This window comes from Photobacterium sp. GB-50 (genome assembly GCF_003026755.1).
In the GTDB taxonomy this organism is placed as follows: Bacteria; Pseudomonadota; Gammaproteobacteria; order Enterobacterales; family Vibrionaceae; genus Photobacterium.
This window is the reverse complement of the sequence record NZ_PYNX01000015.1, coordinates 81,320-96,498: the sequence shown is the minus strand read 5'-3', so window position 1 is coordinate 96,498 and position 15,179 is coordinate 81,320. Positions and strand designations below refer to the sequence as shown.

Here is a 15,179-nt window from a genome sequence, read left to right as displayed (position 1 = left end):
GAATTGACTGTGCTGATACTTACGTATCAATTGGTCACTAGTATCATTGATAAATCTTTCGACTTAACTTTTCAACGAGTGCCCACACAGATTGCATGGTCAAATTGTTAAAGAACAATACTGATTTGGTTGCTAGCCAATGGCTTGCTCCGTGTCAGTGAGGTCGCATTATAGGGAGATTTTATGTCCTGACAAGCCCCTGAAATAAAAAAAATACGCGAGTGGTCAACATTCAACCAAAAAAATATTAATTCGTATAAAAAACAAAAAAGCACGTAGTGTAATACGTGCTTTTATTTATCCTACGAACCTTAAATACGTTTAATTTGGCTTATATTTGTCATCGATTACGGTTTTAGAACCGAAACTATGATCTTTTTTAACTGCTGATTTCGTTTCTTTTTTTACGTCATTGTCGATCCAATACACGCCTAAATCGCGTAGGCCACCATGCGTAAATAACATTTGTGTTTTTTTCTGCATTGGCTGTTCTGGATATTTCATCCAACGCCAGTACGCTTCGCGTGTATAGGGAGCCATTAATCCAGGTATTACTACTGTTGCATCGTGAACAACGGCTTGTATCTGACGGGAGTACCTTTCTTTATCTTGAGTTGATAGCGCATTACGAAAGTTCATAATTAACTGATCCAATTCAGGAGTACTAAAATTAGTAAAGTTATTATTTTGGACTTTCCCTGCATTAGCACTATGAAAATACTCCCAATATTGAGGTTGCGGTGCTGTTCCCATTGAATGGAAAGACACATCATGTTTTTTCTCTAACGCATACTTAAATGCAGAAGAGCCATCAATTAAATTCATTTTAATTTCTAGCCCAGCTAATTTTGCTTGTTCTTTCAAATAAGCCAAACGAGGGGTTACCACTTGGTGGCTATAGGTAAAAGCAAAACTCAACCTTTGCTTTTGGTCATTGAGACGAATGCCATCAGAGCCAATAGTTGTAAACCCAGCTTTTTCAAATTCTGCGATCGCTTTGTTTGGTTCAAAAGGTAATGGTTTTAGCTCTTGATTACTAAAGTTACCCTGCCCGACCCCTAATCCATGAGGTTTACGTACAAAATCACCACGCAATACGTTTTTATTTAATCCATCAATATCTAAAGCATATGCAATACCAGTACGAACGTGGATATTATCAAGCATGGGTTTATCGGTATTTAACCAAAAACTTCCAGCCCCAAGTTCAGGCTCGCTGTATCCCCAAAATTTATGAATATAGCCATTTTTAAAAGGCTTGGTATCTGACTTTTCATGCCATAGCTCAGGACGTCCTAAATAAAATATATCTAGGTCACCTTTTTGAAAGTGCTTAAAGGCAATATCGCTATCACGAATGACTTTGATCCTGATTTTTTCTACATTATATCGGCCTTTATAATAGCGATTACCGTATCCCCACCAGTCTTCACCAACATGCTCCATGGTAATGGATTTACCTTTTTTGATCTTACCTACATGATAAGCACCCAGTGTCGGTTCGGCTTTAAAGTTAAAACGGCGCACGAAGTTATCATCAACACCATCGTTATTTTCATCTTTGGTTGGCGTATAAAAATGTTCAGGTCGAGGCTTTAAGCGATGAATACCATATAGCAGATCGGCTTCATCCTTCTCAGTGGCGAAAACAATCTCCAACGTATGTTCATCAAGCGCAGTGATACGTTCAAAATATTCAGAATAAAATGTGTTGTACCAAGGATCGACAATATCTTTTGAACGATAAAACGTTAGCATGTAAATATAATCAGATGCTTTGAGAGGCTTTCCATCTGACCATTTGGCTGCTGGATTTAACTTTACATAAATAGTCTTTTTGTCTTCACCAAAGGCCCAATGCGTTGCAAGATCAGGAATATATTTTTGTGTGTCAGGGTGGCGCTGAAGTAATTGCGGTTGTCCATCTAATAGCCAAACACGAAACTCACCGTTACCATCAGGTCCTACGGTTCGAAATGTTTGCGGAAAACTAGAGATATGGGTGCGCAACGTCCCTCCGAATTTTGCATCAGATGACGCAAAAAGAGGCTCGTTATTATTTGTAATCCACTCAACGTTTGAAGGTAACTCCGCCCACGATAAAGTAGGTAATAAGACTGCTGTGGCAGTTAAAATCTGTCTAATCATCGTTCATCCTTGAGCATTGCTTTCAATCACACTTTATTCGACATCATAACGATTAAGCGACGTCAGCTTTTTTTTCGTTATGCCTTTTTCTTTTCCTGTATTTTGGATGGGTGATTGGAATCGCTGATAGTAACGTTTTGGTGTAATCAGCCTGAGGATTCGCATAAATATCTTTTGCTTTCCCCATTTCAACAACTTTTCCGAAATACATCACGACAAGGTTATCTGATATATGTTTAACAACGGATAAATCGTGAGAGATAAAGATCATGGCTAGATTCATCTCTTTTTGTAACTGCAACAATAAATTTAAAATCTGCGCCTGTACTGATACATCAAGAGCTGACACGGATTCATCACAAATGAGTAATTTAGGTTTGAGTGCTATCGCCCGTGCAATACCAATTCGTTGACGCTGACCACCAGAAAATTCATGAGGATAGCGATTAACTGAAGATTCCGGTAACCCCACTTTAATCAGCAATTCTTTAACCCACTTTTTTCGCTCTTCAGGTGTTCCTATTTTATGGATAACAAAAGGCTCTTCTAAGATCATGCCAATGGTATGGCGCTGGTTTAGTGATTCCATTGGATCTTGAAAGACAATCTGCATGTCTTTTCGAAGCGGTCTCATTGCCTTAGTAGATAGATCAGTAATGTCTTTACCTTCAAAAAAAATTCGTCCTTCTGTCGGTTCAAACAACTTGAGGATAGTTCGACCTAATGTACTTTTCCCACAACCTGACTCCCCTACAAGGCCAAGTGTTTCACCCTGTGAAACTGAAAAGGAAACGCCATCTACCGCTTTTATAGTGTAGCCTTTTTTGAAAATCCCTTTACCTGAAACAAAGTGCTGCTTGAGGTTTTCAATCCTTAAAATCTCTGACATAACATCACCTTAATATTAGACTATGAACGCTGGCTTAACCCTTAAACTCTGGAAACAAGGTGATATCAATCGGTTTGATTTCTATCGGTTGTTTGGGCTCACTATCCAGACTTGGCATCAATCCCATTAAGCGTTCGGTATAAGGGTGTTGAGGGTTATCAAATAGATCAAATATCTCGGCATATTCGACAACCTTTCCCCCATACATAACAGCAACTTCATCACAAATCTCAGCCACAACACCTAAGTCATGCGTAATAAAAATCATGGCCATACCCGTTTCTTCTTGAAGTTCATTCATTAATTCAAGAATAGACGCTTGTACCGTTACATCGAGTGCAGTTGTCGGCTCATCACAAATAAGTATGTCAGGTTTACAGGCCAGCGCCATGGCTATCATGACTCGCTGGCGCATCCCTCCAGATAAATTATGTGGATACTCGTTAAAACGTTTTTCTGGATAAGGGATCTTTACCTTATTTAGCATTTCAACTGAATAGGCAGTCCGCTGCGATTTATCGAGATCAGGACGATGCAGTTCCAACACTTCATTGAGCTGTCGTCCAATGGTATGAACAGGGTTTAACGCCGTCATTGGATCTTGAAAGATGATCGAGATTTTATTGCCACGCATGGCATACATTTCTTCTGCCGGCAAAGTGACCAAATCAGTACCACGGTACAAGATCTGGCCGTTGGTTATTTGCCCATACGGTTTGGGTAATAAACCCATTATGGACATAGAAGTGACACTTTTACCGCAACCAGATTCTCCAACTAACCCTAGCGTTCGGCCTTTATAAACATCAAAATTCACGCCATGAAGAATTTTTACCACGCCATCATCTGTCGAGAACTCAGTCTCTAAATCACGTACGCTTAAAATGATCTCATCTTGCATCATTCACTCCTACGTTATGGCTTATAGCTATCATCGATAATGACTACAGGATCAAAAGATTCCCCTTTTTTCATTGCTGTTTTGGTTTCTTTTTTCACATCAGAATTAATCCAGAATGTTCCCAATGTTAGATACCCACCATTAGAGAAAACATAATCCGTATCTTTCGTCATGACTGGCGAAGGGAATTGCATCCAACGCCAATAAGCTTCACGTGTGAAAGGAGCCATGTAGCCCGGTACTATTACATAGGCATCTGAAACCATTTTCTGAATATCATGGGAAATACTTTGTTTTTTCTTAGTATCAAATTCGGCAATAAAGGCAGCGATCTTTTTATCCATTTCAGGAGAACGATAATTAGTATGGTTATTGGTTTGAGGCTTTGCGTTTACCGAGTGTAAATATTCCCAGTAAGCAGGAATTTTACCGCCCCCCATCGTCAGATAAGCCAATTCATGTTTCTTTTCTAAGATATATTTGAATGCAGATGAACCATCAATTAGATTCAGTGTTAACTCTAACCCTGCCTGTTTTGCCTGCTCTTTTAAATATGCGAGACGAGGCGTTCGTGCTGGGCGACTATAAGTAACAGCAAACGACAAACGTTGACCTTCATCATTCATACGAATGCCATCAGCACCTACTGTTGAAAAACCGGCCTTTTCAAAGTAAATAATGGCTTTTTCTGGTTCAAACGTCGGTGGAGTTCGGGTAGGACTGTCGAAACCACCATGCCCCGTACCTAGACCATGCGGCTTACGAAGGTAATCACCACGTAATACATTTTTGATCAAACCATCATAGTCGGTTGCATAGGTAATTCCCTTACGGATATTCAAATCATCCAGTAAAGGCTTCGCAGTATTCATCCACAACCCACCAGCGCCCTGAACCGCTTCGTTGTAACCCCATAACTTATGGACGTAACCATTTTGATAAGCTTTTGTATTAGACTTTTCATGCCATAATTCAGGCTGAGCAAGAATGAATGAGTCTAAATCCCCTTTTTCGAAGTGTTTTTTAGCAATATCTTGATCGCGGATCACTTTAATACGGATCTTATCGACGTTATAACGATTTTTATAATAGCGATTGTTGTATCCCCACCACTCATCACCGACATGTTTAAAGGTAATGCTTTTCCCTTTTTTAACTTTATCTACGTAATAAGGCCCTGTTGTTGGCTCTGTCTTAAAGTTGTATTTACGAACAAAGTTATCGTCCATACCATCATTATTTTCATCCTTTACTGATGCAAAATAATGAGCCGGACGGGGCTGTACACCATTACTTGGAAGAGACAACATGTAAAGTAATTCATCATCACTCTTCGCTACTTTTGAGGTAATAACAATGGTGTAATCATCAATTTTTTCAACATTTTCTATATGGTTGATAAAAAAATCATTATACCAAGGGTCAATGATATCTTTCGAACGGTAGTACTTAAGCATGAAGAGGTAATCCTCTGCTGTTACTTTTTTTCCGTCACTCCAACGTGCATTAGGATCTAGTTTGAAATACACCGATTTATGATCATCACCAAATGCCCATTCAGTTGCTAATTGCGGGATCCACTCACCAGTGGTCGGATGAAGTTGGACTAACTTTGGTGCTTCATCCATAAAATATTGGCGAAGTCCTGAGTTAGCATCAGGCCCAACACTACGTAAAGTTTGAGGGAAGCTACGCATAAACGTACGGTATGTACCGCCACGCTGAGCATCTGGAGAGGCAAATAAAGGCTCATCAAGATTAGTTACCCATGTCATATCCGACGGTAACTGAGCCGCAAATGTATTGGGACTGATTGCTGCCATTGAAAGCGCTATCAAAGTAAGCGCACTGTATTTATTATTTTTCATATAACATCCTTGTTTCGCTATGCGACTAAACGTAACGAGTAAATCGTTTTGGGTCAAAAGCGGCACGAATGGCTTCGCCAATAAAGGTAACCATCACTAACACCAACACGATTGATGTTACAACTGAGGTCACAATCCATGGAGAGTCAAGGTTAGATTTTCCTTGCTGTAGTAACTCTCCCCAGCTTGGGGTTGGGGGCATTAAACCTAACCCTAAATAATCTAATGCCGTTAACGCGGTGATGTTTGCCGCAATGGTAAACGGAGCTAATGTCACGATCATTACCATCGTATTAGGTAGTATGTGGTTAAATAAAATCCTACCCGTTGAAGCGCCTAAGGCTTTAGCTGCCATAACATATTCACGTGCAGACTCTTTATAAGTCATGGTACGCATATACCAGGTCATCCCCATCCAACCAAATAAAACGTTGATGGCAACAAACAAAGTAAAGGTTGGCTGAGTGATCGAAACTAAAATCATAATCACATAAAGGAAAGGCACCATTGACCAGATTTCAATTAAACGTTGGACGAATAAATCGAACTTTCCACCAAAAAAACCCATCGCGCATCCTACTGCAGTGCCAATAGCATAAGAAATGGCCATGGTTAATAATGCAAATCCCATAGCGATACGAAAGCCGTATACCAAACGCGCTAAGATATCTCGACCAATAATGTCAGTACCTAAATAGTGTTTATTCTCGAAGTTTGGTGGGTTTGGCGGATAGTTGCCGGAAAAGTCCTGCTCATAGGCATTCCATGGTACTAAAGGCATAATGACAAAATTGTCTCCGCCCTCTTCTTCAAACGTTTTTTGAAGTAAACGGTAATCCGCCTCACTTGCTGTACCTTGACCAAAGTCCTGACCCAGTCGTACATCGGAAAACACAGGGAAACTATAATTCCCATTGTATTTCACGATCAGCGCTTTATTGTTAATGAGTAGCTCGGCAAATAATGACAGCGTGAGTAATACTGCTAAAATAATGAATGACCAATAACCTCGTTTAATCTCTTTAAAACGTTTGATCTTCTTTTGTGTTAATGGATTAATTTTCAACATATTAGGCTCCAAACTTCACGCGAGGGTCGACCAAAGCAACACAGATATCTGACAGGATATTTCCAACCAATAACATTGCAGCATTAACAGCAACAATCCCCATAACGACGGGGTAATCACGCTCCATGATCGACTCGTAGCCTAATAAACCAATACCATCAATATTGAAAATAACTTCAATAAGAAAAGATCCCGTCATAAAAAATAATAAGGAATTACCAAAGTGACTCGCAATCGGGATTAAACTGTTGCGTAAAGCATGCTTTCTTACCGCACGCTTAAAAGGTAATCCTTTCGCGATCGCTGTTCGGATATAATCTGACGACAAATTCTCCATTAGATTATTTTTCATCGTCATCGTTAACGTTGCAAAATCACCAATCAAATAACAAATTAATGGTAGAATCGCGTGCCACATGATGTCTTTAAAACGCTCGAAAAAGGTTTCATAATCTTCATAGTCATCACTAACAAAGCCCCCCATTGGTGTCCATTCCAAGTGATAACTAAATAAAGTGATGAGTAGTACACCAACAACATAACCGGGTAAGGCATAGCCGACGAAGATGAGAATAGAAGAGGAGGAATCAAACACCGAACCATGTTTCAGTGCTTTGTAGTAGCCAAGAGGAATAGAAATAAAATAACTAATAAAGAACGTCATACCGCCATAAAATAATGAAACAGGTAATCGCTCTGCAATCATTTCAGAAACTGGTTCGTAATAACGGGTAGACTCACCTAAGTCTAACTGCACGAGGCGAAACAACCATTCTGAATACGCTTCCATCACGGGTTTATCTAGCCCATAAAACGCATTAAGTTCAGCCATTTGCTCTTCCGATAAAGCAGAATTTCCGCCAGCAGAAGACATAGCTGCACCACCATCACCTTGTGCTTGCATATTTGCCAACATACGCTCGACAGGACCTCCTGGCACAAAGCGAGTAATAGCAAAAATTAAAACCGTAATACCAAGAAAAGTAGGGATCACAAGCGCCATTCGGCGTAAAAAGTACGAAAACATGTCTTAACTGACTCCCTGTTAATTCATGCTGGTGATGATATACCAGCGATAATAATTTACATTTTAGTAACTTCACATTTAATGCACTGGTTCATCCTGAACAAGCAACATCACTCACCAACAGCATGTCTTACTATAAATATCCAACATAAATACAATGAATTACGAATAGCTTCAACCCAACGCTATAATCTTGTGCCATAAATGCCCCGAAAAGCACAAAACACAAAATGGAAACAAAAAAACAACATTTATCTGCTATTTAATCCATTTACATTCAGGATTAGGCACTTCTTCCCTTGTGAATATTACAAAAATATTGCATTTTTATGCATTTATTCTTATTCCTTAATCGGTCACATAGAGCATTAACCTAAAGAGTGGTCTAACCACAGCCCTATTATTCCGGCAACAACAGATCCTCTCGCTAAGAATCAACTAACTAACAAATGCATAAATAATCATTTAGCCAATATTGGTAACTTGTGCTACCTAAAAAATAAAAAGCAGTTCATTTAACTGGCTTTACTTGATATAGAAGGATATTGAGTCAATATTAAAATAACCACAATCAGGCAAATAAAATAGCACTAAAAGCCAGCTACTGATCTAATAATTAGAATTAAACACCAAATAAAATAAAAAATATGGATTTTATACCGTTTCGGGGTTTGGTGAATAATTCATCCTACTGGTTTGACTTCATATTTTCGCTTCGGTTATACCATTAATAACGTTAACAACCAGTTAACAGAAAAATAATTTATACCTAGGAAGATAATGGAGCGCATGGATGTATAAAAAAAATACAGCGTTGTCGGTTGCCGTCAGCCTAGCGCTAGGCTCATTGAGCGTAGCCCCTATGGTCGCCTATGCCGAAGAAGAAGTTGAAAAGCTTCAAAAAATGAAAGTAACGGGTTCACGTATTTCTCGTGTTGATATGGAAGAAGCGGAACCGGTTCAAGTACTTTCCTCTGATTATATTGAAAATACGGGATTAGTTTCACTTGGCGATGTCTTAAACCAAATACCAGGAGTTGGTGGCACAGTTCAGAGCTCTTCTGTCAACAATGGTAGTAATGGTGCAGCAACAGTTAACCTAAGAGGACTAGAAGCTAAACGTACTTTAGTTCTTGTTAACGGTCGTCGTATGGTAAATGGTGGTACAGGTGCAAATGCTTCTGTTGACCTTAATATGATCCCAACCGCGATGGTTGAACGTATCGAAGTGCTAAAAAATGGTGCATCGTCTGTTTACGGTTCTGATGCTGTTGCTGGTGTTGTTAACATTATCACTAAGCAAGACTACGAAGGCTTTGAAGTTAATGTAAAGCAAGGGGCAACCTCAAAAGGTGATGGTCAAGTCACTGATGTTAGTTTACTTGCAGGTTCTTCAAGTGATCGCGGTAATATCACTTTCTCTGCTGGCTACTCTGAAGAAAAGAAAATCATGGCGGGTGACCGAGGGTTTTCTAATACAGACATCATGCATGACGGTCTAGGTGGTACATACGTAGGTGGTAGTTCTGCTACACCATGGGGTTACTACGATGGAAAAACATTTGGTCCAGAAGGTGGCAGTTCGCTGCGTGATTTTTCTGCACCCGATGATTTATACAACTACGCGCCAGATAACTACTTAAAACGCCCATCGGAACGTATGTACCTAGCAACACAAGGAAATTACTTGGTTGCTGAAAATGACATTTTAGGTCCAGTGACGGCAAGTTTTGAAGCGCTTTATTCAAATTCAAAGTCAAACTACCTTCTTGCTGCTGAACCTATTTTTGGTGCATTCCAAGGGTATGGCCCAATCTCTGCTGACAATGAGTTTAATCCAACAGGTGCTGATATTACTGACTGGCGTCGACGTATGGTTGAAACCGGTGGTCGAAATCGCTCATTTGAATCAGATACAGCGCGCTTTGTCTTCGCTTTAGACGGTGAATTTTCTAACGGTTGGATGTGGGATACTAGCTTTAACTGGGGTAAAACCAAAACTAACCAGCTTGAAAGCAACGTATTCATGAAAGATCGCGTTTCTAACGCTGTCGGCGCATCAGCAAACGGTCAATGTTTAGACAGCGATGGCACTGTTATTGCCGGCTGTGTACCGATGAATGTATTCGGTGAAGTTAGCCAAGCCGCTTTAGACTATGCGACATTCACTCGCCAAGATTCAGGGTATAACCAGCAACAAATTTTCGACTTTAATGTTACTGGCGATCTTTTTGAACACGAAATGGGTACCGTCGCCTTTGCGGCAGGTTATCAAACGCGTACTGAAAAAGGTGGCTCTCAACCAGATGCATTGGTCGTGCTTGGTAATGCTAGTGGTAACGCAGAATCGCCAACTGAAGGTTCATACAGTGTCGACTCTTTCTACGGTGAATTACTGATCCCTATCCTTTCAGATGTCACATTAGCTGATTACCTTGAAGCAAAAGTATCGGCTCGACATGATAAGTACTCATCGTTTGGTGGGGAAACAACGATGGGTTATAGCTTCTTGTACCAGCCAGTTGAAGATGTCCTGTTCCGAGGCACGTACAGTGAAGTATTTAAAGCACCGTCAATCGCTGAACTTTATGGTGGTTCAGCAGAAAGTGCGGATGTCTTAACGGATCCTACCGGTCAAGATTCAAGTGGACGATCTCAGTTCCCTGTATTCTATGGTTCTAATGAAGAGCTTAAACCAGAAGAGGGCCACACAGCTTCTCTTGGTTTAGTGTATTCACCATCATTTGTTGATGGACTATCAACCACTGTCGACTACTGGCAAATTGAGTTAGAAAACTTAATCGATAATATCGATCCTCAATTAATGCTTGATGAGTGTGCAACGTCAGGAAAGTACTGTGACAAGATCACTCGTTTTGCTAATGGTGATATTAAAGCTATCGATGCGCGTTTAACTAACGTCGGTAATTTGAAAACTGACGGTCTAGATGTAAATGTCCGTTACGCCTATGACTTTGACCCTATGGTACTGAGTCTAAACTGGGAAAATACATACGTTTTAAACTACGAACTGACTCAGTCTGATGGCACAGTTGAAGATTACAACGGTAAATTCATCAGTGATTCGATAGGTCTATTCTCAAAATTCCGTTCAACACTAAATGTTGGTCTAGCACAAGATGCATGGCGTGCTAACTGGACGACGCGTCTGATTGATGGTGTTGATTACGAACTACCAGGTACTGATAAAGAAACATATGACTTTAGCGTTCCAACCGTTGTTTACCACGATATAAGCGCTGCATATGCCTTTGATAATGGTATTACGCTATCTGGTGGTGTGAATAACTTATTTGATAAAGAGCCACCACTCATTCTAGATACCATCTCTGCTAACACAGATACAACAACCTATGATGTTGGCGGTCGATACTTCTACGCTAACCTAAACTTCAAATTTTAAAGTAACTAACTGATTAAGTTACTAATAAATTATAAATTTCCGGCACGATATATCGTGCCGGCCTTCCCCCTGACTGACAAGCCACACAAACAAGGATGTATCAATGAAATTAAAAACATTCGGTGTGAATGCCATCACCGCAGCCTTGCTCACTTTTAGTGGTGCAACTTTGGCATCAAATGCAGATGCTGTTATTTCAGCTCAAGCGAAAGCCGATAAATCAGCCCAAGTCTCGCAAAATAAAATCGATAAATATGCTGATAGTGCAGATGCGATGTTAGCCGAATACAAAGGCCTGCTTCGTCAAATTGACAGTATGACGGTCTATAACAAGCAAATTGAACGCATGGTGCTATCTCAACAAGAAGAGCTTAATTCACTCAACAATCAAATTGCTCAGATAGATCAAACAGCAACAGAGGTTGTGCCGTTGACACTAAAAATGGTGACGGCTCTCGATGAATTTATCGCTCTAGACCTTCCATTCCAGCAAGAAAACCGTGAAAAACGCATTAATGAATTGAAGCGAATGATGGATCGCGCAGATGTCACTACATCTGAAAAGTTCCGTAAAGTGATGGAAGCATACCAAATTGAAGAAGGCTTCTCGCGCTCGATTGAGTCTTACAAAGCAAGCTTAGATCGCGATGGTGAAACCGTTACTTATGACTTTTTACGCATCGGTCGTACCGCCCTTCTTTATCAATCACCAGATGGTGGAGAAACAGGGATGTGGAATCAACAATCGGGCAAATGGGAAACTCTGCCAGAGAGTTACCGCATTGCTGTTCAACAAGGTATTCGAATTGCTAAGAAACAAGCACCACCAGCACTGATTAAGCTACCTGTATTCACTGGGGAGGATAAATAATGAAAGGATTCAAATCATTAGCAGCAGTTTTACTCGCCAGCCTTTTTATGGTCTCAAGCGCACAAGCTGAAGCACCTAAAAATCTTAATGAGCTTCTAAAAAGTGTTAAGTCTGAAAGTATTGTTGAGTCAAAAGAAAACAAAGCCCGTGAAGCTGAGTTTCTTTCAGATAAAAATAAACAGGCCGCATTATTACAACAAGCAAAAGCAAAATTACAAGCAGCAACCGAGCAAGGTGATCAATTAAAAGCCACTTTTGATGACAACGACAAACAATTAACAGAGTTAACAGAAACCCTGCGCGTGCGCTCTGGTACCTTAGGTGAAATGTTTGGTGTTGTTCGCCAATATGCGGGTGAATTTAAAGGACTCTTTCACGCGTCACAAAATGCAGTTCAGTTTCCTGAGCGCGATGCTTTACTGACAAAATTAGCTGAGAGTAAAGAGCTACCTTCAACTGAAGAGCTAGAGTCTTTTTGGCACACTATTTTACAGCAAATCATTGTATCAGGCGAAACGTCTACGACACCGGCAACCGTAGTGTATGGCGAAGGTAAAGAAGCAACGACTGACGTAACACTGCTTGGTGAATTCAATGCTATTGCTGACGGTAAGTATGTTACATACGTACCTGAAACACAGAAATTTGAAGAGCTATCGCGCCAACCTGCTAACAATATTACGACATTAGTATCAGGTTTCGAGGCCAATAAAGACACTTACCAACCACTTTTCATTGACCCATCTCGTGGTGTCATTCTTTCACTACTGGTACAAAGCCCAACTGTTAAAGAACGAGTAGAGCAAGGTGGAATTGTTGGTTATGTCATCCTTGGTATGGGTGCGATTGGTGCATTAATTGCGCTAGTTTGTTACCTACGACTACTGATTATTGGCAACAAAATGCGTAAACAAGAAAAATCAGACACGCCGCTGAAAAATAACCCATTAGGTGAGGTGATTGAAGCCTACCAAGATCACAAAGGTGACAACCTTGAAGATCTTGAAGCCAAGTTGGATGAAATCATTCTACGAAACGCACCTCGTATCGAACGCTTTGTTGGCTCAATTAAATTGTTCGCCTCTGTCGCCCCACTACTTGGCCTACTGGGTACCGTAATGGGTATGATTGGTACTTTCCAAGCTATCACGCTATTTGGTACAGGCGATCCAAAACTGATGGCTGGCGGTATTTCTGAAGCCCTAGTAACCACAATGTTAGGTCTGGTTGTCGCAATCCCACTCCTGTTCCTATACACCTTGGTACACAGTAAGAGCCGTCGCTTGATCCAAACACTTGAAGAGCAGAGTGCAGGCTTTATCGCTCGTTACCAGGAAAAGCTACACAAAGCCCAAGATTAAGGAGGCGTTATGTGGTGGTTAATTGAAGAACTGGAGTCAATAAGACGCTTTCTAGGTATGGGTGGTGATGTCCTCATCGCCATCTTTATACTCAGTTTTATGCTTTGGATTGTTCTCCTTGAACGTTGGTTTTACTTCATCGCTGTTGCACCCAAAGCCGCGAAAAGTGCACTTAACAATTGGATGACAAGAAAAGATCACAACAGTTGGAATGCAAAAGCTATTCGTCAAGAAATTATATCGAAACAAGATATTGAAAATAAACGTGGCTTACCCGTTATCAAAGTATTGATAGCACTCTGCCCACTACTCGGTTTACTCGGGACGGTAGTTGGTATGATCCAAGTTTTTGATATTTTGGCCGTCGTTGGAACCGGGAGTCCTCGTGCTATGGCATCGGGTATTTCAAAAGCAACAATCCCAACACTTGCTGGCATGGTGGCATCGTTATCTGGACTATTTTTTAGTACCCGCCTTGATCATCAAGCAAAAATGACGACACAGAAGCTAGAAGACCAACTTAAGCATATTGCCTAAATTCAAAGGATTGAGAGGTATAGGTCATGAAAAGACGCTATAGCAGTGATAGCAGCGATGAAGCAGCTATCGATATGACACCCATGCTCGACATCGTATTTATCATGTTGATTTTCTTTATCGTTACAACATCGTTTGTAAAAGAAGCGGGTATCGAAGTCAGTCGACCAAGTGCAAATTCCGCGCAAGTGGTTAAGAAAGGTAACATCATGGTTGCCGTTGGTGCCGCAGGTGATGTTTGGGTCGATAAACGCCGTATTGAAGTTGATGCAGTGCGAGCCAATATTGAACGTCTACGTGCTGAAAGCCCTGATGGAGCGGTAGTCATTCAAGCCGATCAAGAAGCCAATGCTGGCGTGGTTGTAAAAGTCATGGATCAAATAAAAATGGCAGGTGTTGAAAATATCTCCATTGCCGCAACGAATAAGGATTAAGCCTATGCGGTATTTGGTCTCTATTGCACTGGCGCTCGTTGTCTCCCTCGGGTTGTTCTGGGGGATGGACAAGCTAGTAAATAAAGAGCGCCACGAGCTGACGTCGGATGAAGATCTTCGTATGGTTGACTTCATCCACGTTAAACAAAATGAAAAAATACAGGAGAAGAAACGCGAATTGCCAAAACCTCCGCCACCACCAAAACGCCCGCCACCGCCACCAGAAATGAAGGTAACGGCAACGGTAAAACCGGTGATGGAACAAATGCCAATGGACACGCCACAGTTAAATTTACCCGTTAATGTAACTGGTGGTTCCGTGCTAGGGCATTATTCTCAAGGCGGTGGTGCACAAGCGGTTGGTGGTAACAATGGTCCAATTCCACTAGCAACATTTCAGCCTCAAATGCCTCGAAAGGCTGCACGTTCAGGGCTTGAAAAAGGGGTCGTGTTACTCGAGTTTGTGGTTAATGAGCGCGGCGCGGTTGAAAACGTAAAAGTTCTCAAAGAAACACCTCGTAAGCTTGGCTTAGGCAAAGCTGCGAAAAAAACTGTTTCTAAATGGACCTTTAAGCCCAAAATGGTTGATGGTAAACCAGCGAGTGCGAAGATGTCTCAAGAGATCGAGTTCTCAACCAATTAAGGAGTCA

General features: G+C 40.9%; 12 protein-coding genes. 6 read left to right on the top strand and 6 right to left on the bottom strand.

The window, feature by feature from the left end; translation table 11 throughout:
- Positions 1–321: 321 nt before the first annotated feature.
- The 6 genes from C9J41_RS16430 to C9J41_RS16405 are packed head-to-tail and all read right to left on the bottom strand — an operon-like array spanning position 322 to position 7,902.
- Positions 322–2,148, bottom strand: coding sequence for an extracellular solute-binding protein (locus tag C9J41_RS16430; protein ID WP_107292835.1), 1,827 nt, complete (start codon positions 2,146–2,148; stop codon positions 322–324).
- Between the two features lie 52 nt (positions 2,149–2,200).
- Entirely contained in the window at positions 2,201–3,037 is an 837-nt protein-coding gene (locus C9J41_RS16425; RefSeq protein WP_107207690.1) for an ABC transporter ATP-binding protein, read from the bottom strand.
- A 34-nt stretch (positions 3,038–3,071) separates the two neighbouring features.
- The gene (locus C9J41_RS16420; RefSeq protein WP_107207691.1) at positions 3,072–3,938 is read right to left on the bottom strand and encodes an ABC transporter ATP-binding protein; all 867 of its coding nucleotides are present in this window, start codon (positions 3,936–3,938) and stop codon (positions 3,072–3,074) included.
- Positions 3,939–3,952: 14 nt separating this feature from the next.
- The gene (locus tag C9J41_RS16415; RefSeq protein WP_107207692.1) at positions 3,953–5,806 is read right to left on the bottom strand and encodes an extracellular solute-binding protein; all 1,854 of its coding nucleotides are present in this window, start codon (positions 5,804–5,806) and stop codon (positions 3,953–3,955) included.
- 25 nt (positions 5,807–5,831) lie between these two features.
- The gene (locus C9J41_RS16410) at positions 5,832–6,875 is read right to left on the bottom strand and encodes an ABC transporter permease (RefSeq protein WP_107291058.1); all 1,044 of its coding nucleotides are present in this window, start codon (positions 6,873–6,875) and stop codon (positions 5,832–5,834) included.
- 1 nt (position 6,876) lies between these two features.
- Positions 6,877–7,902, bottom strand: a complete 1,026-nt coding sequence (locus tag C9J41_RS16405) for an ABC transporter permease subunit (RefSeq protein WP_107207694.1) — start codon at positions 7,900–7,902, stop codon at positions 6,877–6,879.
- A 793-nt stretch (positions 7,903–8,695) separates the two neighbouring features.
- Between C9J41_RS16405 and C9J41_RS16400 the strand changes: the two genes are divergently transcribed.
- The 6 genes from C9J41_RS16400 to C9J41_RS16375 all read left to right on the top strand — a co-directional run bounded on the left by C9J41_RS16400 (position 8,696) and on the right by C9J41_RS16375 (position 15,172).
- Positions 8,696–11,326, top strand: coding sequence for a TonB-dependent receptor (locus tag C9J41_RS16400; protein ID WP_107207695.1), 2,631 nt, complete (start codon positions 8,696–8,698; stop codon positions 11,324–11,326).
- A 103-nt stretch (positions 11,327–11,429) separates the two neighbouring features.
- Positions 11,430–12,197 (top strand): DUF3450 domain-containing protein, encoded by a 768-nt coding sequence (locus C9J41_RS16395; protein ID WP_107207696.1) that lies wholly within the window; start codon positions 11,430–11,432, stop codon positions 12,195–12,197.
- Positions 12,197–13,558 (top strand): MotA/TolQ/ExbB proton channel family protein, encoded by a 1,362-nt coding sequence (locus tag C9J41_RS16390; RefSeq protein ID WP_107207697.1) that lies wholly within the window; start codon positions 12,197–12,199, stop codon positions 13,556–13,558. Before C9J41_RS16395 ends, C9J41_RS16390 begins: the two co-directional genes overlap by 1 nt.
- A gap of 9 nt (positions 13,559–13,567) precedes the next feature.
- Complete coding sequence (locus C9J41_RS16385; protein ID WP_107207698.1) at positions 13,568–14,095, top strand: MotA/TolQ/ExbB proton channel family protein; 528 nt, start codon at positions 13,568–13,570, stop codon at positions 14,093–14,095.
- A gap of 26 nt (positions 14,096–14,121) precedes the next feature.
- Positions 14,122–14,529 carry a biopolymer transporter ExbD gene (locus tag C9J41_RS16380; RefSeq protein WP_107207699.1) on the top strand — a complete coding sequence of 136 codons (408 nt, stop codon included), beginning with the start codon at positions 14,122–14,124 and terminating at the stop codon, positions 14,527–14,529.
- Between the two features lie 4 nt (positions 14,530–14,533).
- The gene (locus C9J41_RS16375) at positions 14,534–15,172 is read left to right on the top strand and encodes an energy transducer TonB (protein WP_107207700.1); all 639 of its coding nucleotides are present in this window, start codon (positions 14,534–14,536) and stop codon (positions 15,170–15,172) included.
- Positions 15,173–15,179: the final 7 nt, after the last annotated feature.

What these genes read in the sequence shown, in the direction of transcription:
- C9J41_RS16415 (WP_107207692.1), bottom strand. Translation starts at nt 5,806, where the DNA reads ATGAAAAATAATAAATACAGTGCGCTTACTTTGATAGCGCTTTCAATG.
- C9J41_RS16420 (WP_107207691.1), bottom strand. Translation starts at nt 3,938, where the DNA reads ATGCAAGATGAGATCATTTTAAGCGTACGTGATTTAGAGACTGAGTTC.
- C9J41_RS16395 (WP_107207696.1), top strand. Translation starts at nt 11,430, where the DNA reads ATGAAATTAAAAACATTCGGTGTGAATGCCATCACCGCAGCCTTGCTC.
- C9J41_RS16425 (WP_107207690.1), bottom strand. Translation starts at nt 3,037, where the DNA reads ATGTCAGAGATTTTAAGGATTGAAAACCTCAAGCAGCACTTTGTTTCA.
- C9J41_RS16390 (WP_107207697.1), top strand. Translation starts at nt 12,197, where the DNA reads ATGAAAGGATTCAAATCATTAGCAGCAGTTTTACTCGCCAGCCTTTTT.
- C9J41_RS16400 (WP_107207695.1), top strand. Translation starts at nt 8,696, where the DNA reads ATGTATAAAAAAAATACAGCGTTGTCGGTTGCCGTCAGCCTAGCGCTA.
- C9J41_RS16385 (WP_107207698.1), top strand. Translation starts at nt 13,568, where the DNA reads ATGTGGTGGTTAATTGAAGAACTGGAGTCAATAAGACGCTTTCTAGGT.
- C9J41_RS16380 (WP_107207699.1), top strand. Translation starts at nt 14,122, where the DNA reads ATGAAAAGACGCTATAGCAGTGATAGCAGCGATGAAGCAGCTATCGAT.
- C9J41_RS16430 (WP_107292835.1), bottom strand. Translation starts at nt 2,148, where the DNA reads ATGATTAGACAGATTTTAACTGCCACAGCAGTCTTATTACCTACTTTA.
- C9J41_RS16405 (WP_107207694.1), bottom strand. Translation starts at nt 7,902, where the DNA reads ATGTTTTCGTACTTTTTACGCCGAATGGCGCTTGTGATCCCTACTTTT.
- C9J41_RS16375 (WP_107207700.1), top strand. Translation starts at nt 14,534, where the DNA reads ATGCGGTATTTGGTCTCTATTGCACTGGCGCTCGTTGTCTCCCTCGGG.
- C9J41_RS16410 (WP_107291058.1), bottom strand. Translation starts at nt 6,875, where the DNA reads ATGTTGAAAATTAATCCATTAACACAAAAGAAGATCAAACGTTTTAAA.